Annotated in this window: 21 protein-coding genes; 8 read left to right on the forward strand and 13 right to left on the reverse strand. The window is 70.0% G+C overall.

The features are described from left to right. Nucleotides 1–438: 438 nt before the first annotated feature. The gene (locus BD833_RS23150) at nt 439–930 is read right to left on the reverse strand and encodes a hypothetical protein (protein ID WP_243737885.1); all 492 of its coding nucleotides are present in this window, start codon (nt 928–930) and stop codon (nt 439–441) included. A 714-nt stretch (nt 931–1,644) separates the two neighbouring features. Here BD833_RS23150 and BD833_RS21975 point away from each other — a divergent pair. Then, entirely contained in the window at nt 1,645–3,426 is a 1,782-nt protein-coding gene (locus BD833_RS21975) for an ATP-binding protein (RefSeq protein ID WP_166535297.1), read from the forward strand. Between the two features lie 662 nt (nt 3,427–4,088). After that, a complete protein-coding gene (locus BD833_RS21980) occupies nt 4,089–4,994 on the forward strand; it encodes a cation diffusion facilitator family transporter (RefSeq protein ID WP_279536051.1) in 906 nt (301 codons plus the stop codon). A 154-nt stretch (nt 4,995–5,148) separates the two neighbouring features. Here BD833_RS21980 and BD833_RS21985 read toward each other — a convergent pair whose 3' ends face one another. Next, the gene (locus tag BD833_RS21985; protein ID WP_166535299.1) at nt 5,149–7,761 is read right to left on the reverse strand and encodes a winged helix-turn-helix domain-containing protein; all 2,613 of its coding nucleotides are present in this window, start codon (nt 7,759–7,761) and stop codon (nt 5,149–5,151) included. A 351-nt stretch (nt 7,762–8,112) separates the two neighbouring features. Here BD833_RS21985 and BD833_RS21990 point away from each other — a divergent pair, with 351 nt between their 5' ends. After that, nucleotides 8,113–8,322: a hypothetical protein gene (locus BD833_RS21990; protein ID WP_243737886.1), complete on the forward strand. Its 210-nt coding sequence runs from the start codon at nt 8,113–8,115 to the stop codon at nt 8,320–8,322. A gap of 79 nt (nt 8,323–8,401) precedes the next feature. Here the strand turns inward: BD833_RS21990 and BD833_RS21995 are convergent, their stop codons facing one another. From BD833_RS21995 to BD833_RS22010, 4 genes are all read right to left on the reverse strand, one after another. Further along, nucleotides 8,402–8,581 carry a hypothetical protein gene (locus BD833_RS21995; protein ID WP_166535300.1) on the reverse strand — a complete coding sequence of 60 codons (180 nt, stop codon included), beginning with the start codon at nt 8,579–8,581 and terminating at the stop codon, nt 8,402–8,404. Between the two features lie 86 nt (nt 8,582–8,667). Continuing rightward, on the reverse strand, nt 8,668–9,216 hold the full coding sequence (locus tag BD833_RS22000) for a DUF308 domain-containing protein (protein WP_166535301.1): 549 nt from the start codon (nt 9,214–9,216) through the stop codon (nt 8,668–8,670). 44 nt (nt 9,217–9,260) lie between these two features. Then, on the reverse strand, nt 9,261–10,070 hold the full coding sequence (locus BD833_RS22005) for an META domain-containing protein (protein ID WP_166535302.1): 810 nt from the start codon (nt 10,068–10,070) through the stop codon (nt 9,261–9,263). 10 nt (nt 10,071–10,080) lie between these two features. Next, nucleotides 10,081–11,355, reverse strand: coding sequence for an arginine deiminase (locus tag BD833_RS22010; RefSeq protein WP_208092827.1), 1,275 nt, complete (start codon nt 11,353–11,355; stop codon nt 10,081–10,083). A gap of 385 nt (nt 11,356–11,740) precedes the next feature. On the opposite strand from BD833_RS22010, the gene BD833_RS22015 reads away from it, so the two are divergent. Genes BD833_RS22015 through BD833_RS22025 form a run of 3 tightly spaced genes read left to right on the forward strand, consistent with a single transcriptional unit; the run spans nt 11,741 to nt 14,704 of the window. Then, nucleotides 11,741–12,256, forward strand: a complete 516-nt coding sequence (locus BD833_RS22015) for a DUF1269 domain-containing protein (protein ID WP_166535303.1) — start codon at nt 11,741–11,743, stop codon at nt 12,254–12,256. A 29-nt stretch (nt 12,257–12,285) separates the two neighbouring features. After that, nucleotides 12,286–13,986: an alpha/beta hydrolase gene (locus BD833_RS22020; RefSeq protein ID WP_166535304.1), complete on the forward strand. Its 1,701-nt coding sequence runs from the start codon at nt 12,286–12,288 to the stop codon at nt 13,984–13,986. Between the two features lie 55 nt (nt 13,987–14,041). Continuing rightward, entirely contained in the window at nt 14,042–14,704 is a 663-nt protein-coding gene (locus BD833_RS22025) for a GAP family protein (protein WP_166535305.1), read from the forward strand. Nucleotides 14,705–14,791: 87 nt separating this feature from the next. On the opposite strand, the gene BD833_RS22030 is transcribed toward BD833_RS22025, so the two are convergent. The 7 genes from BD833_RS22030 to BD833_RS22060 form a co-directional block, all read right to left on the reverse strand. Continuing rightward, on the reverse strand, nt 14,792–15,340 hold the full coding sequence (locus BD833_RS22030) for a copper chaperone PCu(A)C (RefSeq protein ID WP_166535306.1): 549 nt from the start codon (nt 15,338–15,340) through the stop codon (nt 14,792–14,794). A gap of 54 nt (nt 15,341–15,394) precedes the next feature. Beyond that, entirely contained in the window at nt 15,395–16,879 is a 1,485-nt protein-coding gene (locus BD833_RS22035; RefSeq protein WP_208092828.1) for a basic amino acid/polyamine antiporter, read from the reverse strand. Further along, nucleotides 16,879–18,366, reverse strand: coding sequence for a Na+/H+ antiporter NhaC (gene nhaC / locus BD833_RS22040; RefSeq protein WP_166535307.1), 1,488 nt, complete (start codon nt 18,364–18,366; stop codon nt 16,879–16,881). The genes BD833_RS22035 and nhaC overlap by 1 nt, the downstream gene beginning before the upstream one ends. A 39-nt stretch (nt 18,367–18,405) precedes the next feature. Continuing rightward, nucleotides 18,406–18,681, reverse strand: coding sequence for an SHOCT domain-containing protein (locus BD833_RS22045; protein ID WP_166535308.1), 276 nt, complete (start codon nt 18,679–18,681; stop codon nt 18,406–18,408). Between the two features lie 580 nt (nt 18,682–19,261). Further along, nucleotides 19,262–20,671 (reverse strand): tyrosine-type recombinase/integrase, encoded by a 1,410-nt coding sequence (locus BD833_RS22050; RefSeq protein WP_166535309.1) that lies wholly within the window; start codon nt 20,669–20,671, stop codon nt 19,262–19,264. Between the two features lie 73 nt (nt 20,672–20,744). Continuing rightward, complete coding sequence (locus BD833_RS22055; protein WP_166535310.1) at nt 20,745–20,987, reverse strand: helix-turn-helix domain-containing protein; 243 nt, start codon at nt 20,985–20,987, stop codon at nt 20,745–20,747. 178 nt (nt 20,988–21,165) lie between these two features. Further along, on the reverse strand, nt 21,166–21,342 hold the full coding sequence (locus BD833_RS22060) for a hypothetical protein (protein WP_243737887.1): 177 nt from the start codon (nt 21,340–21,342) through the stop codon (nt 21,166–21,168). An 890-nt stretch (nt 21,343–22,232) separates the two neighbouring features. Here BD833_RS22060 and BD833_RS22065 point away from each other — a divergent pair. Both BD833_RS22065 and BD833_RS22070 read left to right on the forward strand, forming a co-directional pair. Beyond that, a complete protein-coding gene (locus tag BD833_RS22065) occupies nt 22,233–24,209 on the forward strand; it encodes an AAA family ATPase (protein ID WP_166535312.1) in 1,977 nt (658 codons plus the stop codon). Nucleotides 24,210–24,458: 249 nt separating this feature from the next. Next, nucleotides 24,459–25,664: an IS30 family transposase gene (locus tag BD833_RS22070; protein ID WP_208092829.1), complete on the forward strand. Its 1,206-nt coding sequence runs from the start codon at nt 24,459–24,461 to the stop codon at nt 25,662–25,664. Nucleotides 25,665–25,849: the final 185 nt, after the last annotated feature.

The following is a 25,849-nucleotide window of genomic DNA, read 5'->3' on the forward strand; positions in this document are numbered from 1 at the left end:
CCGCGGCCACACGGCTTCGACTCGTCCCACCGCTCCCCGTCGTCACCCCCGGAGGAGCCGCCCTCAGCACCGCTTGACACAAGAGGAGCGTCATCCAGGGCTGCGCAATCCGTTGTGACGAGTACGCGACGCCGAGGGTGACAGGGTCTGGTCAGCTGCCTAACGGCAAGCCGCCCGGGGTGTCACCGGCGCGACCACTCGAAGCGGATCGGTGCGCCTCTCGACGGGGCGTGCCGCGCGGGCAGAGGGCGCTGCCGTCCGACGGGGCCGGGAGTCACGTCGCCAGCGAGGGCCAGTGGCGCGCCGGTTGGGGTGACGTCGGGCCGGTCGGTTCGTCACCACCCCCGTCACCCCCGCGGCCTCCCGCTCCACGACAACGGTCCGGACGTCACCGTCGGCGCCTCACAGGAGCAATAAGGGAGCCCCGCCTCCGGGCACTCAGGTGAGGTCAGGTGCGCCGCCGCTCCAGCGCGCCCGCCGCCGGTAGGACCGCAGGACGGTCTCCAGCGCCCGACCAAAGGCGGGCAGGTCTCGGTCATAGACGTGGCCGTCATCCAACTGACCGGCGAGATCGCCGAGCAATCTCAGCCAGTCCCGGCGGGTCGGCTGGAGGGGGACACGAACCTCGACCCGCCGCTCCACCACCTGCACCGCCGCCCTGCCCGAGGTCGCCGCGCGGCTCTGCTCCCAGGCCCGGTGGCGGCAAGTGGCCGAGCACCACTTGGGGATCGGACCGCGGCTGCGCGGGGTGATCGGTCCACCGCACCACCCGCAGGTCGTCGCGGCAGTGCGTCGTTCCGGCCCGTCCGCCGCGAGGGCGGCCCGGTCCGGACGAGGGCGTTCTTCCGGGGTGCGGCGTTGACGCTCGCGGCGTTGTTGCTCGCGCGCCCGCCGTCGGGCGCGGTACTCAGGGGTGCCGCTGGTTCCCATGTCCTCAGTCTGCTGGCGATCCTCCTGTACTCCGTCACCACGAGTTCCATGCCCGAGATGCAAGACGTGTGTGGCACTTGATCTTGTGCACCTGTAGTCGGGATGCCGGGGGCATCGGCCGCGCTTAGAGGGCGACGCAGGACAGAGGTTGCCGGTTGGCGAGCACGTCGCAGGCCGTCGCAGTGCGTCTGAACAGCCGGCATATCGAGCTGGCGACGTACGACGACCTCCTGCGGCGTGGTGAAGCGCTGTTGCGGAGTCTCCGCCGTTGATACCGACAGCGCCCCCGCGACCTCCTCTGGGCCGCTTCGGTGACATACCTGTCTCTGGGGTCATCCAAGGCAGCGACTGCCGAGACCTTGCACCTGCGACGCAACACCGAGGGCACCGACTCGAGCGCATCAAGGCGCTGCTCGACTGCGCCTTGAGTGACCCCCGAGGTGAGGATGACCCTGCGCATGGCCTGCCCCAATGGAGGCGAGGATGCCCTGGGAAGATCTGGTGGCCTGCAGCGCCCTCGTGGATCCGCGGGTCCGACGAGCGGTGCGCCCAGCAACCAGCCGCCGTGCTGAGGCGGTCTTTAAAGACGCTGCCGAGGCCGGTGATCGGCATGCCGCTGATGATGAACGGCATGCCGATCACACCGAACCGCATGCCGTTCGTTAGGATCGGCATGCGGTTCTCGCCTGGGAGCCCGTAGACAGGGGGCCCGCAGTGACGGCAGATGAGCTAGCTGACATCGTCGCGCACCTGCGTGCCGTCGGCGCCGACGGGGCCGACGTTGAAGCTAAGGCGTCCAAGACTGCCCTACCGAAGTCGACGCGAGAGACGCTGTCCGCCTTCGCGAATACAGACGGCGGGGTGATCGTCCTCGGGCTTGACGAGAGCAGCAACTTCGCCGCGACCGGGGTGGACGATGCAGCGAAGGTCGCCGCCGATCTAGGGGCTATGGCTTCTACGAACATGGAGCCGCCGCTGCGGTTGCTCATCGAGACACATGAGTTCGAGGGCGTTCACCTCGTCACCGCAGAAGTCCCTCGCATGAGCTTGGACAAGCGCCCCTGCTTCTACACGGGTGCGGGCATGGACCGGGGCAGCTTCATCCGCGTTGCCGACGGCGACAGGCACCTCACGACCTACGAGATCCAGATGATGATGGCTTCTCGTGGGCAGCCCACCGAGGACCTGGAGCCCGTCCCGGGGGCGACGACTGAGCACCTCGACTCGGAGCTTGTCGACGGGTACGTATCACGACTTCGGGTCAACCGCCCCTACGCCTACAAGGACGGCACGACTCAGGATGTGCTTCGCCTGTCTCGGGTCTTGGTTCCCGGAGACGACGGTCAACTGGTCCCGTCACTTGGCGGTCTCGTAGCGCTGGGGCGCTACCCGCAGGAGTTTTTCCCCCAGTTGATGCTGAGCTTTGTGCACTACCCCAGCCTCGAGGCCGGGGAAGGAGTCGACGTCGCTCGCTTCATCGACAACGTAACTCTCGAAGGTCCGATCCCGGTCATCGTGCGAGACACCTTGGTCGCGCTGCGGCGCAACATGAGCAGGCGGTCCGTCGTCACCGGGGCAGGGCGAGCCGACGCCTGGGACTACCCAGAGACAGCTCTCCGTGAGGCAATCGTCAACGCACTGGTGCACCGCGACTTCTCGGCTGCGAGTCGGGGCACGCAAGTTCAGATCGAGATGTACCCGGATCGGTTGGAAATCCAGAATCCGGGCGGACTTTTTGGCCCGGTAACCGTTCATGCGCTCGGTGAAAAGACCTTCTCCTCGTCTCGGAACTCGGCTCTGCTGCGCATCTTGGAAGACGTGCCGATGCCGGGTGGTGACCGCACCGTCTGCGAGAACCGAGGCTCCGGGATCAAGGCGATGTACGCCGCGCTTCGGCACGCAGGCATGCAACTGCCTCGGTTCCAGGACTCGATCTCGGCGTTCAAGGTCACGTTCCCGAACCATGCGCTACTGAGCGACACCGTTGTGCAGTGGATCGGTGATCTCGGTGAGCGCGACCTCAGCGACACTCAGATCGTCGGGCTCGCCATGCTTCGAGGCGGCGAGAGCCTAGACAACGCCACCTACCGGAAGGCGACCGGTATCGACTCCCGCGTTGCAACGAAAGAGCTTCAAGACCTCGTGACGCGGGAGCTCGTCGTTCAGAGCGGGGCAAGCCGGTGGACCACGTACCGGCTTCATAGTCGGCTAAGGGACTGGCCGGCCAGTGACGCCACTCCAAAGCGGCGTGCCCCCGCGAACAGGCGCTCGGAGATCCTCGTGGCGCTCGGGCCCCACACACTGTCGAAGGCTGAGGTAGCCGCGATCGCGGGCTTGAACCCGAAGTTGACGGGTCACTGGCTCACCACGCTGCTGCGGGAGGGGCGGGTTGAACGGGTGGGCGACAGCCCGCAGAGCAACCACACCCGCTACCGGCGTCTGTCCGGAGGAGATGACGACCCGGATCAGATGGTGCTCTCTTTCGGTGACTCGTGAACTGCGGAGCCGATGCCACTGTTCCTCATAAGAGGATCGGGGGCCGTTGGCACCCCGCCTAGCAAGCCCGTCAGACCATGGACGACTGTCGAAGCGATCCCGTCGCAGCGCTGATGGCTGGGATCCGTCGTTGCAGTGGTGGTTACAGTTCGCCCACTTCGATCTTGGTTCGCGCTCGTTCGCCGTCGTCCGGCGACGCGGTAAATCCGCTGCTCACCAGTCGTTTTCGGATCCCCGCGGACTTTGGCGAACGCCATCAGGTCGGCCTGGCAGTGTGAAGACCCTGGCCGGCGCCTCGCCAGTTTGAACTCGATAGGCAGAAAGATTTCCCAAACGCGGGGGAGAAGGTCGCTTCGCCGCTGCCGAACACCGTCTGGGCCGTACGGCCCTGCTGCGCCAGCGGTCATCTGGCGCTGAGCTGACGAACCTTCCGGCGGCAGCGTCGTGCACGCCGAGGTCCCGGCAACGGCGTGGGGCGGCGTCGGCGCTGGCGGCGGCAACGGGCCGCTATGCCCTAGCGGGCGAGGCGCCGGGCGGGGGGAACGGGCAGCGTCACCGGCTGGACGGATTCAGGGGGTGCAGAGTGGCGCGGCACCGATGAGCGACGGAGTCGGACTGGCCCTCGTGGTCGCCAGCCAGCTCTTCCAGGGGGCGTGGGGCCTGTGAGCCCGCGGACGAGCACCAGGGAGCAATCCGCCCTGCGGCTGTCCATCGCGGCCTCCGTTGTGATGGCGGTGCTCGCCGTCGTCTGGGGCCTGGTCTCCGGGTCGCGCGTGGTGCTTTTCGACGGTGTGTTCGTCCTCATCGGGACGGTCCTCTCCGGCCTCGGGCTGGCCGCAGCCCGCGCCGCCGAGGCGGGGGCGAGCCGGCGGTTCCCCTTCGGACGCGAGGCCTTCACCCCCCTGGTCATCGGTGTCCAGGGGCTGGCGCTGCTGGGCACCTGCGCCTACGCGGTGCTCGACTCCGTCCGGGTCATCGCCTCGGGTGGGGCGGAGGTGGAGCCCGGAGCGGTCGCCGGGTACGCGGTCGTCTCGGCGGTCGTGTCGTGGGGTTTGGCGGTCCGTCTCCGGCGGGCGGACCCGGCGTCAGAGTTGCTGGACGCCGAGGCTCGGCAGTGGATGGCCGGCGCCGTCCTGAGCCTGGTCGTCTGCGTGGGCGCCGTGGCAGCGCTGGTTCTCCGGGGCACCGCCTGGTCGGAAGTGGAGGCCTACGTCGACCCGGTCCTGGTCATCGTCTCCTGCGTCCTCATCGCCGCCCTTCCCGTCGGGATGGTCCGCACGATGGTGACCGAGCTGCTCGAAGGGGCACCGCCGGAGACGGTGCAGGAGCCGGTGCGGGCCGCGGTGGCCGCGGTCCGGACCGAGCACGGTCTGAGCGAGCCCGACATCCGGGTGGGCAAGGTGGGCCGGAAGCTCTACGTCGAGGTGGACTTCGTGGTCCGCCCCGGCGAGCGGGACGTCGCCGACGAGGACCGGGTGCGACGCGCGGTCGCCGGTCGGCTGACCCACCTGCCCTACGACCTCTGGCTCAACGTGGAGCTCACGACGGACGCACAGCTCCTGGCCTGAGACCGAGCCCGGGAGGTCGAGCAGGGGTCAGGCGACCGATCGGCCACCGAGGCACCGGTCGACGCGTCGACGACGGAGTGCGCAGGTCACCCCGGTCCGGGGCGGTCGCCCGCGCGCCGGGGGCGCCTGCGACGGTGCGGCGGGCGTGGTGAGGTCACGAGGGGCCGGGAAAGAGGAGGCCACGGTGGCGGGCCTGGTCCACGGCTTCCCGCCGGGAGCTGGCGCCGAGCTTGCTGTAGAGGGCTCGGACGTGGGTCTTCACGGTAGTGGGCGAGACGGCCAGCTCGGATGCGATCTCACCGAAGGAGCGCTGGGAGGGCAACAGGTCGAGGACCGCCCGCTCCCGCCCGGTGAGACCCACCCGCGTCTCGTCGGCGCTGAGAGCGAGCCGGGCGCGCAGGACCCGGCGGGCGATCGGTTCCCGAGTGTCGAAGCTGCCCAGCAGGCTGGTGAGGAGATCGGCGACCTCGGTCGGACCGCAGGCCAGCGGTCGCAGCACGTCGGTCGCCTCGCTCCACTCCAACGCGCGGTTCAGCGAGGCGCGGGCGTGCTCCCGACGTCCGGTCAGCACGGCCAGGCGGCAGTCCAGCACCCAGGCCTCGAGGACCGCCCACGGCACGAAGGCGCGCAATGTCCCGTCCAGGAGGGGCCGCAGAGCCTCGGCGGCGCCGCTGTGCCTGCCCATGGCCGTCAGCCGCTGCGCCCGGAGCAGGACCACGTCGCCCGTGGGGCCCAGGCTGTCCTCGACCCAGTCCGCGACGGTGCGGGCGACCTCCCGGTGACCGGCGAGCGTCGCTGCCGGGTACTCCAGCGACGCGAGGAACGCGCTGGTCGCGGCCATGCGGGGGTGGTCCACCGTCCGCGTGCGTGCGCGCCGCAGCTCATCGAGTCCGTCGGTGACGCGTCCGAGGTCCACCAGGGCGGCTCCCCGCAGCCCCCGGGCCGTGGGTTCCACCGCGTCCAGCGGCGCGTCGTCGGGTGCATCACCGAAGCCGAGCGCCGGACCGAGCAGGTCCAGGCAGGCGGCGGGCTCAGCTCTCAGCAGCGCCCCGTAGGCGCGCAGGATGGAGGACATCACCGCTCCGGCCGTGGTCTCCCAGTCAGCGCCGGGCACGACCTCGTCGGCCTCCTCGGCGAGGGCCACCATCCGCCGGTAGTTCCCGCGCACGGACTCGACCGCGGCCAGGACCGTCAGTCCCCGTGCGACCAGGTACGGCTGTGCCCACAGGCGCGCCCGCTGGGTCGCGGCCTCGGCGACGGCCTGCGCCTCGGCGGGGCGGTCGGCGGTCAGCAGAGCCAGCGCCCGGTCCAGCTCCCCGATGACGGCCAGGCCGTGGTGTTCGCCGGAGGCCGCGCCGAGGTCCTCAGTTACCTGCACCATCTCGACCGGGTCGCCGGTCAGGCTGACCCGCCGGGCGTGCACGAGGACACGCAGCGCCGTGAGTTCGGGTCTCGGCTCCGCTGGCCACACGGAGTCGGCGCAGTCGAGGTGGGCGTCGGCCGCCGCCAGTGCCCCCGTCTCGACGTCCACGAGCGCGGCGAGGAGAGCCAGCCACGGATCCTGGGCCAGGAAGCGTCCGCCGAGCCCGTCCAGCGTCTCCCGCAGGACGCGGTACGCCCCGTCGGCAATCAGTGAGACGGCGTTCCGGCGCAGGAGTTGGGTCACCCGGTCTGAGTCCCCGGCCTGGCGCGCGTGCCCTATCGCTGGAACGGGGTGGCCCTGCCCGTCGTACCAGTCGGCGGCTCGCCGGTGCAGGTCCGGCACCAAGTCGGGTCGCCGTCGCCGGAGATCGGCCAGCAGGTGGGACCGCAGCAGCGGGTGCAGCCGGTACCAGGTGCGTCCCTCTCCTGCGCTGAGGAGGAGGGAGGTGTCGTGTTCCAGGCGGTCGAGGACCTCGCCGGCGTCCGGGCGGCCGGTCAGCGTCACCGCAAGCGGCGCTGACAGTGGGTCGCAGACGCTCACGGCGCGGAGCACCTCCAGCGTGCCACTCGGCAGTCGCGTGATGATCTCGTCGACGAGATAGTCGGAGATGGCGCGGCTGTTGCCGGCGAAGTCGGTCAGGAACCGGTCGGTGTCGTCGGCTTCGCGCAGCGACAGCGCCGCCAGCCGCAGTCCGGCCGCCCACCCGTCGGTCTGCGCGACGAGCAGGCGCAGCTGGTCGGGGCGGAGCACGACGTCGGTCCCGGCCAGCATTTCGTCCGCTTCGCGCATCGAGAACCGGAGTGCCGCGGCGCGGGTCTCGCACACCTCGCCGTTCAGCCGCATCCGGCTCAGAGGCAGGCGTGGATCGCTCCGCCCGGCGAGCACCAGGTGCAACGCGGTCGGTCGGTCGCGGACCAGATCCGCCAGGCCGTGCAGCGGGTCGGGGGCCGTGAGCTCGTGCACGTCATCGAGGATGAGGTGGACCCGAGCTGGCAGTAGGTCGACTGCGTTGACCACGGCCGCCAGGAACGCCGGGTCTCGGCTGGGCCGGCCGGGGACGGCCAGCCGGCGGACGGCGCTGTCCTCCGGGACGGCTGCGCACGAGGTGAGCGCGCTCAGCACCGCCGACCAGAAACGGCGGTCGTCGTTGTCATCGGCGTCCAGCGACACCCAAGCGGTGGCGTCGGTGTGCTGGTGCGCCCATTCGGCCAGCAGCAGCGTCTTGCCGTACCCGGCGGGCGCGGACACGAGGCTGAGCTGCCCCGGGGCCGCGGCCTCCATCGCGTCGACCAGCCGGGGGCGGTGCACGTGCCGCTCCGGTAGCCGCGGCACGGCAGTCTTCACTCTCGGCACCCCGAGGCGCCCTGCGCCCAGTGCCGAGGCCTCACCCGAACCGACCGGAGCCATGACCTCACGCTACGACCACCGGCGAGATCCGGACAGCGCTGCAAGCGCGGCCCGCGAGAACTTCTCCGGTGCTCCGTTCCCACTCTCGGCCGCCTAGCGACGCCTCGCGATGACGGGTACCCCGGACGGACGTGCGGCGGCGTTGACAGCCGCACGCCGCCCGCCCCCAAGGGCCCGTTGCCGGTCGTGGCCCATGAGGCGATCGACCTCTCCGGTCACCTCCCCCTCGGCGGACGAGGCGCCCGGCCGGAGGTCGGGTGACTGTGACAGCGAAGCGACCATAAGGGGGTGAAGGTGACCTCGCACTACCACTTTCGTGTCGCAGGACACCTGTCGGACCGGACCCGCGGCGCGTTCCCCGACATGATCCTCATCGAGGCCCCACCGGAGACCATCATCTACGGGGAGGTCATCGACGAGGCCCATCTGCACGGCGTGCTGGCGCTGATCCAGGACCTCGGGCTGCACGTGGTCTCCGTGCACGAGGTGCGGCCCTAGCCGTGCACCGCGGTCGCCGTGACCGCGGCGTGGGCGAGGCCGGGGCGATCGGCACCTCGAGGACCTACCCGGGGTGCGCTCACAACCCTTCCAGGATCCACGCCGCGACTACGAGGACGATGAGGATCCCGGTCGTGAGGAGGAGGGCGAGGGCCGCGAACGCGGGGCTGTACTCGTCCTGCTCGGCCGGGGTGCCCGGCCCGGGTGGGGAGACGGCCCTGTCGGGTGCGTCGGGGCGCCGGACGTCGAAGGTGGGCATCGCCCCTCCCCGCTCGATCGAGGCCTTCCGCGGAGATCCCTTCGCCGGATCCCCCGGGAAGTCCGCCACCACCGCAGGAGAGCCACTCATCTCGGCTCGGCACCACGAGGGGTCCCACCCCGCCGCGGCCGCCCCACCGCCACGAGCGTGACGCCCTCGATCAGCGTCTGGATCGCCAGCAGGGTGCCCAGCAGGCCGAGAGTGGCGGTCGTCAGGTTGAGCAGCACGAACACACCCAAGCCCAGGGAGACCAGGCCGCTGACGACGAGCAGGCCTCGCAGCTCGGGGCTCGCCCAGGCGCTGGCCATGCGAATGAGCCCGGAGGTGAGGAAGAGTGACCCGGCGACCAGCGTGAGGGTCAGCGCCCCGATGCCAGGGTTGCGGATGACGTACAGCCCCAGGACCACGAGGACCACCCCGCCGAGCGTGAGAGTCCAGGACGCGCCCGACCGCATCCTGAGCAGCGTCCTGGCGACCAGCACCGCCCCGGAGACGAGCGCTGTCCAGCCCAACAGGAGGGTCGAGACCACCGTCGCGAGCACGACGTCCCCGAACATCACCATCGCCGCGACGATGAGCAGGACGCCGACGACGACATCCCCGACGGTGCGCCGGCGCGCCAGAGTCGTAGTCACGTCTCCTCCTCAGCTCCGGCCGTCCGCTGATAGGGGCCTGGCTCTCACATCCGGCGAGCGGTCAGCACGATGTCCCCGGCGTCGTCGAGCAGCGACAGTGCGGCTGGCGTGACGTCGACGGTGGCGGCCGTGGTGAGCGCCGCCACGAGGGCCCGCTCCTGCTCCATGACGCCGGCCGGTTCCTCGCAGTTCATCAAGGTCCCGGCCGGCTGCTCGACGGTGATGGCCTGACCGTCGATCTCCCAGGTGGTTCTCAGTGTGTTGCACCCGGTCTCGACGGCGAGGTTCCCGTCCGCGGTGATCCGGGCGATCGGCTCGGCGCCTTCCACCATGCTCTGGATCGCCGCGCCGGTCCGGACGCCGGTGAGCGCCCAGTCACCGACGATCAGCTCACGCGGGTCGATGGCGGTGAAGGATAGCCGCACGCCGTCCGCGGTGAGGATCAGCCGTTCCGGGTCGCTGATGTCGGCGGTGCGCACCTGCGCCAGCGCATCGAGGTAGTCGCGTTCGGCGGCCTCGAGCGCTGGTTCGCAGCTCATCAGGGTCGTGGCGATGTCCCCGATGCGCACGCCATCGCCGCCGTCGAGGGTGACCGCGCCCCGGTAGGTGTTGCACGGGGCAGTGCCCGACACCGCGGTCGCACCGGAGAGGGCCAGCGTCACCGGATTTCCGACGCCGCCGGTGAGCGAGCTGTCGCCGACGTAGAGCAGCCAGTCATGGGCCGTCAGCGACTGCTCGAGGTCCGGAAGTCCGGCGGGCTCGTTCCGCGTGCCGTTCGGCGACCCGCCACACGCCCCGAGCGCGACACCGACCGTGGCGGCGGCGACGAGCACTGGAAACCGGAACAGGGTCACCCGCGCCCGCTCAGAAGTCGACGGGGTCGCGGATGATCGGGCAGGTCATGCAGTGGCCCCCGCCACGGCCGCGGCCGAGCTCGGCGCCGACGATGGGAAGGACCTCCACGCCGGCGTCGCGCAGCAGGGCGTTGGTGGTGGTGTTGCGGTCGTAGGCGAAGACGACGCCGGGGGCTGCGGCCACGACGTTGTTGCCGCTGTCCCACTGCTGGCGCTCGCTCTCGTAGGCGTCCCCGCCGGTGGGCAGCACCCGCAGCTCGCGCAGGCCCAGCGCGTCGGCGACAACCGCGGTGAACGAGTCCTTCTCCTCGGTCACCTCGACCGGCTCCTTGTCGCCGGGGCGCAGGGAGAAGGTGTGGATGCCGTCGACGATGTCGGCGTACGCGGTGGCCAGGTCGCGGTCGGCGAAGGTGAAGACGGTGTCCAGGTGCATCGCCGCGCGCAGCTTGGGCATGCCGGCGACGATCACCCGCTCGGCCGCCTGCTCGGCGAACAGCGCGGCGGCGAACTGAGTGATGGCCTGCCGGGACGTCCGCTCGCTCATGCCGACGGCGACCGCGCCGTTGCCGATCGGCATGACGTCGCCGCCCTCGAGCGTGGCCTGCCCCCAGTCCCGCTCCGGGTCGCCCCACCACACGTGCGCGCCGGAGAAGTCCGGGTGGAAGGAGTAGATCGCCTTGTACAGCAGCGTCTCGTCGTGCCGAGCGGGCCAGTACAGCGGGTTGAGCGTCACTCCGCCGTAGATCCAGCACGTGGTGTCACGGGTGTAGAGCGTGTTGGGCAGCGGAGGCATCAGGTACTCGCGGGCACCGGTGGACTCGCGGGCGAGGGCTACGTAGCCGGGTCGGAAGTCCGCGGGTAGGTCCGCGGTGGACAGCCCACCGATCAGGAACTCGGCCAGCCGCCGGTCGTCGAGTGCCTCAAGGAACGCGCGGGTATCGGCGAGGAGGCCGAGACCGACCTCGTTGGCGACGATCTTGCGGTCCAGCAGCCAAGTCTTGGCCTCCGGGATGGCCACCGTCTCGGCCAACACGTCGTGCAGTTCGACCACCTCGACGCCGCGGTCGCGCAACATGGTCACGAACTCGGCGTGGTCGCGGCGGGCGTTCTGCACCCACATCACGTCGTCGAAGAGGAGATCGTCGGAGTTGGTCGGGGTCAGCCGCTGGTGGGCCAGACCCGGCGCGCACACCATCACCTTGCGCAGCACACCGACTTCGGAGTGCACGCCGTACGCGGCGGCCGGCGCCTCTGTGCCGGCCCGGGACATCGTGGTGTCGGTCATCGTCCGCACGCTCCTCGCTCGAGAGAAGGCCAGCGGGCACCGGATCAAGGCAGGACGGGTGCCCACCGGAGGAGTGCCTCGCAGGAGCCGAACGCTGCCCCTCCGCGTGCTGTCCGGCCTCGTCCGGTGGGGATGAGACGTTCCCCGGGGCGCAATGTCGCCGGCGGCCGGACGCCCGTGGGACCTCGTGCAGCCGTAGGGGGTAGCAGCTCCGGACAGGCAACGCAGAGCCGGAGTGTGGCTGCGACCGTCTCGCTGATCCGCAGTGGCGAGTACCGATCCTGGCCGGGCGCCGGTGCGGGAGCTCATCCCGAGCGGAGGAGGCAGCCTGGCGGCGGCAGTCCGGAGAATGCTGCCCGCAGACATCTGCAGGAAGGGAGCCCCGATGTCCACCCTGAGCGTGTGGCGATTCGACACCCCCGGCGGAGCCGACGAGACCGTCGCCACCCTCACCGACCTCGCCCGGCAGCAGTTGATCACCGTGCACGACGCGGCGACGGTGTCCTGGGCACCCGACGCGAGGAAGCCGAAGACGCGGCAGCTGCGAGACCTGACCACCGCTGGCGCGCTCGGCGGTGCGTTCTGGGGGATGCTGTTCGGCCTGCTGTTCCTCGTCCCCCTGCTCGGCGCGGCCATCGGCGCCGCGGCCGGCGCGCTCACCGGCCGGCTGACCGACGTCGGGATCGACGACACGTTCATCGAGCGCGTGCGGGAGGAGATCACCCCCGGAACGTCAGCGCTGTTCGTCCTGGCCTCCGACGCCGTCCTGGACCGGGTGCGGGAGGCGTTCACCGGGCGGCGCGCCCACCTGATGCACACGAATCTCTCCCGGGAGCAGGAGGACACCCTGCGTGCGGCATTCGCCGACGACGAGCCCTCAGTTCTCCAGGGAACCGCGTAGTCGGCCAGGACCCGCCATGGTCCGCCGACATGACCGCCCCGCGCACGGCCGCGGTGGAGGCGCCGCCGCGGCCGGCCGCTGAGCGCCCGTCGACCACCGGCCACCCGGTGCGGCGGTGGCCCCGGCTGGCGCTGCCGGGCTGCTGGGGAGCGGTCGTGCTGGTCTGTGCGTCGCTCACCCCTTCGCTGCTGCCGCGGGAGGGCGTCGCCCAAGGCGTGGTCAGCGGGATCAGTGCGGCGATGGGCTACGGCCTGGGTGTGCTGGCCGCGGCGGTGTGGCGCGCGTTCGCCGACCGTGGTCCGCGCCCGCCGCGGCGCTGGTCGTGGCGGGTGTTCCTCGTCGTCGCCGCGGTGTTGGTGGTCGTCTTCTTCATCCTCGGCCGGCGGTGGCAGGGCACGCTCCGCGAGCTGATGGGCATGCCGGCCGAATCGCTGGGCAGTGCGCTACTGGCACCGGTCGTCGGCTTGGTCGTCTTCGCCCTCCTGGTCGCCGTCAGCCGGGGGGTCCGCGCCGCGGGCCGGGGCATCGCCCGGCTGCTGTCGCGCTGGGTGGGCCCGTCAGCCGCCCGTGCCCTGGGTGGGCTGACCGTCGCCGCGTTGGTCGTTCTGCTGATCAGCGGGGTGGCCCTCGACGCGGTGCTCGCCGCGGCGGACCGGGCCTTCGCGCTGCAGGACCAGGAGACGCCCGAGGGCGTCGAACAACCGGATAGCCGACTGCGGTCGGGTGGGCCGGGCTCGCTCATCGAGTGGGACACGCTCGGCCGCGAGGGCAGGACGTTCGTCGCGGGTGGCCCGTCGGCCGCCGAGATCACCGAGTTCACCGGCTCCGACGCCCCCGCACCGATCCGGATCTACTCCGGCGTGCAGACCGCGGACGACGTCCGGGATCGGGCACAGGCCGCCGTCGACGACCTGGAGCGAGCGGGTGGCTTCGACCGGGCGCGGCTGATGGTGGCGACGACCACCGGGCGCGGCTGGCTGGACGCCGGCTCACTGTCGGCGTTCGAGTACATCGCCGGCGGTGATTCCGCGATCGTCACGATGCAGTACTCCTACGTGCCGTCGGGGCTGTCCTACCTGATCGATCAGGACCGGGCGCGGGCCGCGGGGCGGGAGCTGTTCGACGCCGTCTACGAGCGGTGGACCGCGCTCCAGCCCGACGACCGGCCGGAGCTGTACGTCTTCGGGGAGAGCCTCGGCTCCTTCGGCGCGGAGACCGCGTTCAGCGGCGAGTACGACCTCCGCAACCGGGTGACCGGGGCGCTGTTCGTCGGACCCCCGAACTTCAACGCCCTGCACACCGAGTTCCGCGACGACCGCGACGCCGGCAGCCCCGAGATCGAGCCGGTGTACCGGGACGGGCGCACGGTCCGGTTCAGCAACGAGATCAGCGGCGGCGCCCCACCGGCCGGCGAGCCGTGGACCGGCGCCCGCGTGCTGATCCTGCAGCACCCGTCGGACCCGGTGACCTGGTGGAGCCCCTCCCTGCTGCTCGGCCGGCCGGACTGGCTGGAGGAGGAAGCCGGCCGCGACGTTCTCGACGAGATGACGTGGATCCCGCTGGTCACCTTCTGGCAGGTCACCCTGGACATGCCGTTCTCCACCGACGTGCCCGAGGGCCACGGGCACCGCTACACCCGCGAGTCGGTCGATGCCTGGGCGTTGCTGCTCCGCCCCGCCGACTGGACCGAGGAGAAGGCCGACCGACTCCGCGCGCTGATCCGAGCGTGAGGCCGGTGGCCGGGGCCGCCCCACTTCCGGCGACGCGCAGTCATGGGTGATGGCCATGGCCGCGGTGATCGGGGAGGTCACGCCCTATGCCCTGGCGATCGCGATGTCGCCGTCCAGCGTCATCGTCACGATCCTGCTGCTCTCCACGTCCCGGGCGCGGGCGGCAGTCAGCGCGTTCCTGGCCGGCCGGGTGAGCGGGATCGTCCTGGGCAGTGGCGTCTTCGCTGCGCTGGCCTCTTTCGTCGAGCTCTACGAGGTGACGCCGACCTGGGCTGACTGGGCCAGGCTCGGGCTCGGCCTGGTCCTGTTGCCCGTCGGCGTGCAGCTGTGGTGGACGCCGGGCGACGAGGCTCAGCCCGCATGGTTGCCGTCCCTGAACGGCGCTTCACCGGTCCGCGCGATGCGCCTAGGGCTCCTGCTGTCGGCGGCCAGTCCCAAGACGGTGTTGCTGGCCGCAGCTGGAGGACTGGCGATCGGCGCAGCCGATCTGAGCATCACCGACACCGCGGTCGCGGTCGCGGTGTTCACCGCGATCGCCGCCGTGACGGTCGCCTTGCCGCTCGTGCTGCATGTACTGCTGGCCGCACGGATCCATACCGCGTTGGACAGAGCGCGGAGATGGCTGAGCGCTCACAGCGGCGGCGTCATGGCCGTCGGCATCTCAGCGACCTCGATAGTGCTCGTCGCCCAAGGCGTCGCCGGACTCTCCCACGGCTGACGGTCCCTGTCCGGAAGTGGTCGCCGGGTTCGGCGCCGCACGTCTGCTGGACAGCCTCGTGCGGGGGGCCCGCCGTCTTGGTGGGCGTCAGCAACGGCACTGCGCCGAGATGGAGAACCGGTCCGGTCGGACGTCGGTGTAGGTGCGGATCGGCACCGAGAGGGTCACCGAGCCGGCGTCGCGGAACTCGAACGTGACCGGGACGCTGAATCCGCTCCGGAGCCTTTCCTGCAGCCCGGACAGCTCCAGGTGCGGTCCGGTCACATCGCGGACGATCGCGACGCTGCCCGAAGGCACGGGCACCTGTAGGTCGGGATCCGAGGGGGCGTCGCCGTCGCGGAGCACGACCCCCTCCGCGACGTCCGTGCTCGCCCCGGTGAGGACGTCCTCGTCCTCGCCGTCGTTCGCGACCGTCAGCAGGAGTGCGGCGCTGTCACCGGCGATATGGATGCTGCCTCGCGTGCCCGGGGACGCGATGGAGACGCTGAGCAGCCGGAGCGAGCCGACCTGCCCGTCCACGCTGTCGAGCTGAAACCGAGTGTGGTCGTAGCTGGACGAGCCGGTCCGCAACGCGCTGCAGCCGGTGAGCACCACCAGGAGGAGCAGGATGCTTGCGGTGACGCCGGTGCGGTTCATGGGAACTCCAGGGGTCGAGCTCGAGTAGGACACCGTGAGTGGGCGAAGGCCGGGTCAGATGGCGATGAAGCCGGTCGCCAGGCCGACGACGCCTGTGATTCCGCCGCCCACGATCACTGCGCAGAGCGCCATCTCGGTCGGGGTGAACATCCGGCGGCCGCGTTCGCTGCGCGCCTTGACGTAGAGCAGGGTGGCCGGGGCGAGGAGCACCGTCGCCAGCAGGAGGAACTGCAGGCCGGCGGCCTCGAAGAGGAACAGCGTGTAAGCGGTGGCGATCCCTGCGAAGATCGCCTCCTTGCGGCGCGTTCTCCGGTCCACGCCTTCGTAGGCCTCACCCGTGAGACCGAGCTTCAGCCCGTACGCGGCGGCGAGGAAGTACGGGATCAACGCCAGGCTGGCGCACAGGTCGAGCATGAAGTTCAGCGCGTCGCTCAGGACGAGGGTTACGGCGAGCAGCGCCTGGACTGCCATCGAACTGACCACGAGCGCGGTGATGGGCGTCCCGTTCTCGTTCTCCCGGCCGAGGAACCGGGGGAAGTCCTCGTTGCGGGCCGGCATGTACATGACCTCGGCGGCCATGAGGGTCCAGGCGAGGTAGGCGCCGAGCACGGAGATGATGACGCCGGCGCTGATGAACCAGCTGCCCCACTCGCCGACGACGGATTCGAACACGCCGATCATGGAGGGCTGGCGGGTGGCGGCGAGTTCCGGCTGGGTCATGACCGCGTAGCTCGACAGGGTCACCAGGGAGAAGATCGCCAGCACGCTCAGGAACCCCAGGACGGTCGCCCTACCGACGTCCTCCCGCCGTTTGGCGTAGCGGCTGTAGACGCTGGCGCCCTCGATCCCGAGGAAGACGAAGGTCGTGATGAGCATGGTGTTGCGCACCTGCTCGTCGAGCCCGCCGAGGTCGCCGTAGCCGTAGGCGGTCCAGTTGTCGGCGAAGATGCCGGCGTCGAAGGCGAAGAACAGCACCACGATGAAGGTGAGAATCGGAAGGATCTTGAAGACGGTCACGATCCGGTTGATCACGGCCGCGTCCCGGATGCCCCGCGCGATCAGGGTGTGGAACAACCAGACACCGACGGTGCCGAGCGCCACCGCCAGGACGGTGTCGCCGTCGCCGAAGGCGGGGAAGAAGGCGCCGAGGGTGGCGGTGATGAACACCCAGTAGAAGGTGTTGCCGGCGACGGCGCTGGCCCAGAAGCCGATCGCGGAGTTGAACCCGACGTAGTCACCGAAGCCGGCCTTGGCGTAGATGAATACTCCGGAATCCAGCTCGGGCTTGCGGATCGCCAGATTCTGGAAGACGAAGGCGAGCATCAACATCCCGGCGCCCGCGATCGCCCAGGCGATCAGCGAGCCCAGGATGCCGGTGGCCACGCCGAACCGGGCCGGCAGCGAGAACACGCCGGCACCGACCATGCTGCCGACCACCATCGCGGTCAGCGTGGGCACGCTCATCTTCGCCGTCGTCGCGCTCGGGGCCTCCCCAGCCGCGTCGCCGACGCGAGAGCCCGGGACAGTGTCGACCATCATCAGCTCATCTCTCTCGTGGGCTGATCGAGCGCCGTCGGCTCGACCTTCTCGATCTTGAAACCGGTGACGCCGTACAGCACGCTGAGCGCGGGGCTCGCGTAGCAGAAGATGGCCCATGGCGCGTAGAGCAGCGTGGAGACGCCGAGGGTGGCCGCCATGAAGGCCCCGCACGAGTTCCACGGCACCAGCGGCGAGGTGACGGTGCCGCTGTCGGCGGCCAGCCGGGACAGGTTCGTCGGGGCAAGTCCCCGCCGCGCGAACTCCACCCGGAAGATGCGGGCGGGGAGAACCAGGGCGATGTACTGGTCTCCGGCGACGACGTTCAGGCCGAAGGCGCAGGCGAACACCGTCGCGAACAGCCGCCCGGTGCTCTTGGCGGTGGCGATCATCGGGTCGATCAGTCGTGCGATCAGCCCGAACTTCTCCAGCAGGACCCCGAACGTGACCGCGCCGAAGATCAGCCAGAGCGTGAGGAGCATGCTCTCCATGCCGCCGCGGGAGACGAGCCGGTCGACGTCGGCGAGGCCGGTATCGGCGGTGAAGCCGGTCGCCATCGTCTGCCAGGTCGCCTTGATCGACTCGACCACCACGTTGCCCTCGCCGGCGACGAAGTCGGCGACGACCTGCGGTTGGGTGAAGGCCGCCAGCACGCCGGCGAACAGCGCCGACCCGAGCAGGGACAGCGACGCCGGTGCCTTGCGCACCGACAGCACGATCAGCAGCAGCAGGGGCAGCAGGTTGACCGGGCTGATCCAGAACAGCTGGTCCAGGTCGGCCAGTTCCGTGTCGGTCGCTGCCGCGTCCTGGACGTCCGCGTCCGTGACGAAGCCCAGGACGACGAAGACGACGAGCGCGATGAGGAACGCCGGTGCAGACGTCCAGACCTGGCGCTTGATGTGCTCGCGCGGGTCGACCCCCACCATCTGGGCGGTCAGGATGGTGGTCTCCGACAGCGGCGAGGTCTTGTCGCCGAGGTACGCCCCCGAGATCACCGCGCCCGCGGTGATTGCCACCGAGATGTCCAGCAGGCTCGCGATGCCGACCAGACCCACCCCGAGGGTCGCGGCGGTGGTCCACGAGCTGCCGATGCTCAGCGCGACGATGCCGCAGATGATCGCCGTGGCGGCGTAGAACCACGACGGGGAGAGCACCTGGATCCCGTAGTACACCAGGGTCGGGATGGTGCCGGAGAGGTTCCAGGTGCCGATCAGGGCGCCGACGGCCAGCAGGATGAACATGGCGCTGGTCACCGAGGCGATGGCCTCCTGCCCGGCGCTCTGCACCTCCTCCCAGCGGTGTCCGTTCTTCAGCGCGATGAGCGCAGCGATCGCGGCGCACATCACCAGAGCCACCTGCAGGGGCCCGTCCAGGGCGTCCAGACCGAACAACAGCAGGCAGCCGGCGATCAGGACCGCCAGCGCGGCCAACGGCACCACGACGTCGACCAGCGACGGCCGCCTCGGTGTCAGGGCACTGCTCTCACCCATGGCGTGCCTCTCGATCAGAAGCCCTGCACCCGCGACCTGCTAGGGGGCGAGCAGGTGGGCCTTATGGGTGGTGAACTCCTCTTCGGTCAGCAAGCCCGCGTCGCGCAATTCCGCCAGCTTGGTCAGCTCGACGTGCAACTCGTCGACACTGGCCCGGGCGGCCGCCGGGGGCGCCGGCTGCAGCGCCGGTGACACGCGCGCCTTTCGGGCCACCCGACCGGACACCACGGCCGCGGCGCCGGCGATGATCGCCGTGCGCGCCGTAGTGCCCAGCCGACTCGGTCGGTTCCGGCTGCGTCCCTGTGCCCGCCTCATGTCGACGTGCCTGTGCCGGCCCGGGAGTCCGGGGTATCGGTCATAGTCCGCACGCTCCTCGCTAGAGATGACGGGTGGGCACCCCTGGCCAAGGCAGGTCGAGGTCCCCTCTGGAGGGATGCTGGGCAGCGGCTGAAGGCTGCTGCCCTGCGCCTCCGCTCGGCCTCGTCCGGTGGGGAGGAGATGTGCCGAGGAGCGGGCTATCCTCCGTGCTCCCCGGCGTGCTGCGGTGTTCGGTGCAGGATGCCGAGGTGGGCAGTTGATCTGGGCGTCTACTCCGGCAGGTGACGGGGCAGGGCGTTTCGCCTCGGAGGTCGCCACCGCCGCCCGACTCAGGCAGCCTGCGCTTGGGCGGAGCCGGTCCGCGGATGGCCCAGGCTGGCAGGACTGCGGCGCATGAGTAGCCCACACGCGCTGCTGAGCAGGACGGACAGGTATACGAACTTGTCAATTCGGACGCCTGGGTGCCTTGGGTAGTGGTCGCCTGCGGCCCCCCCCGACCCCAGGCCCGTCCGGATCCGGCAGTACGGCTCGTCCTGGTGCTCGTTTCTGGACGCGCAGCGACGCCGCTCAACGGTCCTTACGCGGCCTTCGCGTGGTGCCACAGTCGTGGCCAAGCAACGCTATTCATGGTCGTTCCCCAGGTATCGTCGACCGCCACGCCACTCTCTGACCTGCACACTTGAACGCTGGCGTACTCGCGAGAACTACCCCCAGCCGCCCTGGCAGTGTGGGGGTCAGGGGTTCGAGTCCCCTCAGCTCCACCCCGATGACCAGGCCGTTCTCCATTTGGGGGACGGCCTGAGTCGTCTCTGGTTGCAGTTCTGGTTGCAGTTCGCCCACCCTCACCCGGCAGCAGCAGGGCGCTCATCCGGTCGGCGGCCTCGCGGGCCAGCGCCGGCATGACGTGGCTGTAGATGTCCATGGTTGTGCGCATCTGGCTGTGGCCGAGCAGCTCCATGACCACCCTCGGATGGACGTTCTCGCTGAGCAGCAGGGTGGCGGCGGTGTGCCGGCCGTCGTGCAGCCGGACGTGCCGGACGCCGGCCGCCTGGAGGAGCCGGGTCCAGTCGTGATGGTCGGTCTTCTTGTCGACCGGCCGGCCGTTGGGCTGGGCGAAGACCAGGTCCTCGTCGTGCCACTCGGAGCCGGCCAGCATCTGCTCGCCGAGCTGGGCGGCCTTGTGGCGGTGCAGCTCGTCGACGAGAGGCATCGGCAGGGCGAGCGTGCGCTGGCTGCGGCGGGTCTTGGGCTCCTCGTAGATCAGCCCACCGCCGCGAACCCGGTGGATGCTGCGCCGGACCGTCAGCGTGCCGGTGAGGAGGTCGATGTCCTTCCACTGCAGGGCGAGGGCCTCGGACTGCCGCAGGCCGAGTGCGAGGGCCACCGTCCAGCGCGCGGAGTTGCGGACGCCGGCCGCGGCGTGCAGCACGGCGCGGGCCTCGCCGAGGTCGAGGGCGGTGGCCAGGTCGCTCTGCCGCTGGGCGGGCGGGTCGACCAGGGCGGCGACATTGCGGGGGACGTGGCCGCGCTGGACGGCGACGGTGAGGGCTCTCGACAGGATCCGGTGGTGGCGCAGGACAGTGGCGGGGGAGTAGCCGGCGCCGAGCAGGGCGGTGTAGAGCTGGTCGAGGTGCTCCGGCCGCAGTCGGTCGAGGCGGTGCCGGCCGATGCCGGGGACCAGGTGCTTGCGGACTGCCGACTCGTAGCTCTCCAGCGTCCGCTGTCGCACCCGGCGCGGGGCGATGGTGGTCAGCCAGTGCTCCAGCCACTCGGCGACGGTGGGAGTGGACGTCTCGGTGATCATCCCGGAGTCGCGCTTGCGCTCGAGCTCGCGGACCTTCGCGACCACGACGCCGCGGCTCTTGCTGCTGACGTGCCGGCGGTCGAGCTTGCCGGCGAGCGTGAACCCGACGGAGACATAGCCGTGCCAGCGCCCGTCGGCGCCCTTGTAGATCGTCGATTCGCCGTTCGACGCGCGTCCGGCCACCGCTACCCCTCGCCGCTGCTTCGAAGGCTCAGTCTCGCCGAGCCCTCGGGCGATGAGCAGGCCCGCTGTGGATTCACGCGGCCTCCGGCGAAGGATGTGGACTGGACGGGGAAGCCTCGAGCCGGCGGACGTAGCGGCCGAGTTCTGCCTGAGAGATCCGGCAGCTGCGGCCGATGTGCACGGGACGCAGCTCCCCGCGCTTCATGAGCGCGTACACCGTCGTGCGGCCGACGCGTAGGAGCTCCGCCGCCTCTTCGGGCGTGAGGAGGAGCCGATCGACGACCGAGACCTCCCGGAGCAGCTGCGGATCACCCATGTCGACATCTCCCGGATCAGTGGCGTTGCTGCGTAATGGCTACTGCACGACGGTGGGGGAGCGGCCTCCCGAACATCTCCTGTTCCTCTCCTGTGGAGGCGCGTAACGAGAGGTGATTGATGCTCACAGGAGACGCGAGCACGTGCCCCTCGCTACTGCAGAGCTGCTGCAGCATCGGTCAGCGCACGTGGGGAGCGCCGGTGCGGTAGGCGCGTCTCCTGTAGCTCTCCAGTACGGGCTGGAGCGCCCGCGCCAGGGCGGGCAGGTCGCGGTCGTAGATGCGCCCGTCGTCAAGCTGGCCGACGAGCTCGCCGAGCAGTCTGGGCCAGTCGCGGCGGGTGGGCACGAGAGGCACCTGGACCTCGACGCGCCGCTCGACGACCTCCACCGCGGACAGCCCGGAGGCCGCTGCTCTCGACTGCGCCCAGGCGCGGTGCCGGCAGGTGGCCGAGCACCATTTCGGGATCGGCCCTCGGCTCCGCGGGGTGATCGGCCCACGGCACCAACCGCACGTGGCCGCCGCGGTTCGCCGCTCGCGACCATGGGCTTCCGCTACGGCCGGGTCCGCGCGGGCCTTGGGAGTCGTCTGCCGGGATTGCTGACGCCGTTGCCGTTCGCGCTCCCGCCGGCGTGCTCGACATTCGGGGCTACCGCTGGCTCCCATGCCGTCAAGACTCCGGAGGAGTCTCCTGAAACTCGTCACCACGAGTTCTCCGACCCCAAGTGCATGAGGTGTGATGCCTGGTGATTCAGGAATTTCTAGGGCTGAAACGGCTCCAGTGCTCCGCATGCGGCGGGCCGCAAGGGACGCCTCGTAGAAGGGCCGTCTCGAGCTCTTCGCTGTCCTCCAGGGCGGCTTCAAAGACAGGTAGAAGGCCCCCGGCCGTATCGCGGCTCCTGGCTGCCTATAGCGGACACAGGCGCCATCGGTAGTCAGCGAATTCCGCACCCCCGAGTCCGGGCATGACCTCGCCTCCATACAGCTGCATCTTGGGGGCGTCGTGACCGCGGCCGGCGCACTCATGAACCTGGTGTCGCCCGGCTCGCCGACCGCAGGCGGGTTGGGAGCGCGGCGGGGGAGGGTCTAGACGTTCGGGTGCTCGACCACGCGCGAGACATCGAGGCCTGCACGTTTGCTGCCGTGTAAGGCGTCGACGCTCTCGTGAAGCAGCGCAGTCCCGTGCGCGGGGTTTGGGGTACCGGTGTCCGACCGCGTCGTCGGCGCCTATGCGGCACTCTTGCTGGGTGGCCATACGACAGTTCACCGTTGGACCGCTCCGCGGCCTGCAGCGCGCCGAGGCGATCGGACTGGGCAACCTTGTAGTCCTGGCGGGCCCAAACGGCGCTGGGAAATCCACGTTGCTGGACCTGTTGCGGCAGCAGCGTCATGCCTTGGCCGAGCCGGGCACGACCGTGATGTTCGTCGGGCCGCACCGAACGTGGCGGTCGTCTGCACTCAACAAGGTTTCACTGTTCGGCTACCCAATGCCGTCCTACGGAGCACTGCTCTCAAGCGACAATCTGCCAAGCTTCCAGTACTTCGTCCCAACCGGTATGCAGGGTATGCAGGGGGCACTCCGGGAGTCCGGCAGCGCCGAGGACGCACCAGCCTTCGTCAAGACCAGCCTGGGCCGGCTGCGGGACCGGCAGCAAGCACTCGTCACCACCACCTGGGAAGCGCATGGTGGTCAAGTGCCAGCTGGCGTGGTGCCAAACCTTTTTCTGCCTTTTGAGCAGTTGGTGAGCAGCCTTCTGCCACACCTCGAATTTGCGGGGGTCGACGACAGTGACCCCAACAACATTCAGGTCAAATTTCGCCCCACCGGGCACAGTGAGCCGCTGTTCGACATCGACCAGCTCTCATCCGGGGAGAAGGCCGCAATTGCGCTTCTCCTGCCGTTGGTCGAGCGCCAGTCCGATCAGCTGTTGGCGCCTGCAGCCACCGACGCAGGCCTCGTGCCGCTCACCATGCTGCTGGACGAGCCGGAGATTCACCTACATCCGCTGCTCCAGCTGCAGGTGCTGCAGTACCTCCGCGACCTCGCCGCCCGCGGGGCGGCGCAGTTCATCCTCAGCACGCACTCCACCACCCTGCTCGACGCGCTGACGGACGAGGAGCTGTACCTGGTGAGCCCGGCGACGCTCAGTCCCGACAATCAGCTCAGTCGGCTCACCACGAGCCAGGAACGGCTTGAGGTGGCCCGCGCGATCACCGGTTCCACCCACCTGCTGACCCGTGCCAAGCCGATCGTGTTTCTCGAGGGGGAGGAGGAGCGCAGCGGCCTGAGCAGCGACGTCCGAGTGGTCACCAGCCTGCTGCCCCAGACCAAGTCCTGGGCGCTCGTGCCCGGTCGAGCCAAGCGCGACGTGATTGCTTCTGTGCAACGACTGCGACAAGAGGGCCTGGAGCTCCCGGGCACGCCCGTCTTCGGACTGGTCGACGCCGACACCGACGGGGGAACCACCGACGAGCACGTTGTGTCTTGGCCCGTCGCGATGATTGAGAACCTGCTCCTAGACGCGGAGGCGATCCATGCCGTCCTAGCACCGTTCGGGGTTCAGACTGACGCAGTCTCAGTGCCCTCCGTGCAAGCAGCCCTCGAACGGGCTGTGGAGGACCGGGTGGAGGATGAGGTTCGCCTCCGAGTGCAACGGCAACTCCCTGTAGGCCGCCTGGCCCTGCGTCCGGACCAGCTCGATGACGCCGAGGCGGTGGCACGGTCCGAGTCCGATGGCTGGCTCAAGAAGCTCGCCGCTTTGGACCTACCTTCGCTGACCACGGCGGCGCAGGCCGAGGTCGACGCCATCGTGGCCGCCGGCACGCAGCTTGATCGCTTTCATGGCAAAAGGATCCTGCGCGCGGTGTACGGGCACCTGCGGGTCCAAGACGCACAGCTCGGCCAGGTCGCCTTCGTCCTGCTGCTGGCTGCTCACGAGCGCACACGCGAGCGGGCGAACAAGCTTGCTGAACCTGCCCTGAAGCGCATTCGGCTCTTCTTTCCCGCGGGGCTCCCTGAGGCGCTCCGTCTCGGCGGCGACCGGACTGTCGCCGAGCCGCTGGCGATGCGATGCCAGGAGCACCACGAGGCGTGGTCAGCGGACACGCCTAATGCAGGGGAACGGATCGAGCTGCGCAGTGATGTCTTCGCGTTCGCTCGTACCGTGGAGGGGGAGCAACACCGGCGGCTCGTGGAACTGGCGAGCCGCATCGGCACGCCGTGAGCTACACCCTGAGGCGGCCGCGTTTCGCCAACCGTCGTGCAGCACGTACCCCTAGCGAGAATTAGCAACTCCGGCGTCCACTCGCAGTCCTCGGCGAACGTGTCAGTACTCCGTTCTTCCATCGGATTCCGCTGTCGGTGGTCCTGGGCCGCCCACCAACGCGGCACAGCTCGAGTGGACCGACGTGTCCCATGGTGGGCGGCGGACTCAGGCGGTCGTCGCAACACCTTTCGAACGTGAGGTGTTGTGGTGGTTTCGGAGTGGCGGCGTATTCGGGATGAGCGGCAGGAGCGCTTCTGGGAGTTGGTGACGGCGGGATCGTCGTCTTCGCACGCCTGTGAGGCTGTCGGCGTGGATCGGCGGCAGGGCTATCGGTGGCGACGCGACTCGGGCGGTCGCCCGCCGGCGGCACCGCGGGTGGTGTCGGCGAGATACCTGTCGCTGGAGGAGCGATTCCAGATCGCCGACCTGCATTTGGCCGGCACGTCGATGCGCACGATCGCTGCCCGGCTGGGCCGCGCCCCGTCGACGATCAGTCGCGAGCTGGGCCGCAACGGGCCCGCGCCGGCGGCCGGGCGGGCGAGGCGGGCCAGGTACGCCCCGTACGCGGCGCACAAACGCGCCGGGCTGCGGGCGCGGCGGCCCAAGCCGTTCAAACTGGAGGAGGCACGGCTGGCCCTGGCGGTGCAGGCAAAGCTGTGTCTGAAGTGGAGCCCGGCCCAGATCAGCGCGTACCTGGCCGGCGAGCACGGCGATGAGGCGGCGATGCGGGTGAGCCACGAGACGATCTACCAGGCGTTGTTCGTGCAGGGCCGCGGTCAGCTGCGCACCGAGTTGCACCGGCATCTGCGCACCGGTCGGGCCTGGCGCCGGCCTCACGGGTTTTCCAGCCCGACCACGGCGAAGATCTCCGGGATGGTCTCGATCAGCGAACGGCCGGCCGAAGCCGCCGACCGGGCGGTGCCCGGCCACTGGGAAGGCGACCTGATCTTGGGCACCCACTGCCGCTCGGCGATCGCCACCCTGGTGGAACGCCAGACCCGGTTCTGTCTGCTGGTCCACCTGCCCGACGGGCACGGCGCCCAGACCGTCCCCGACCGGCTCGTCGCGACGATCACCACCCTGCCCGACCAGCTGCGCCGCTCACTGACCTGGGACCAGGGCACCGAACTGGCCCAGCACCAGGCCATCACCCTGGCCACCGACATGGCCATCTACTTCTGCGATCCGCACTCGCCCTGGCAACGCGGCAGCAACGAGAACACCAACGGACTGCTGCGCCAGTACTTCCCCAAGGGCACCGACCTCTCGGTCCACACCGCCGAGCACCTCGACGCCGTCGCCGCCGAACTCAACGGCAGACCCCGCCAGACCCTCGGATTCAGCACCCCCGCCCAAGCCATGCAGCGACTACTCTCCGACCCCGAAAAGCCAGTCGTTGCGACGACCGCTTGAAACCGCCGGCCGCTCAGGGACAGCCAGGCTGACTGTTCGAGCGCGTGCCTCGGCTAGTGCCTCTTCGTAGCAACGAGTTCTGCCACCGCAGATGACGCTCCTCTTGTGTCAAGCGGTGCTGAGGGCGGCTCCTCCGGGGGTGACGACGGGGAGCGGTGGGACGAGTCGAAGCCGTGTGGCCGCGG

It is taken from the genome of Blastococcus xanthinilyticus (assembly GCF_008124835.1).
Classification (GTDB): Bacteria; Actinomycetota; Actinomycetes; order Mycobacteriales; family Geodermatophilaceae; genus Blastococcus; species Blastococcus xanthinilyticus.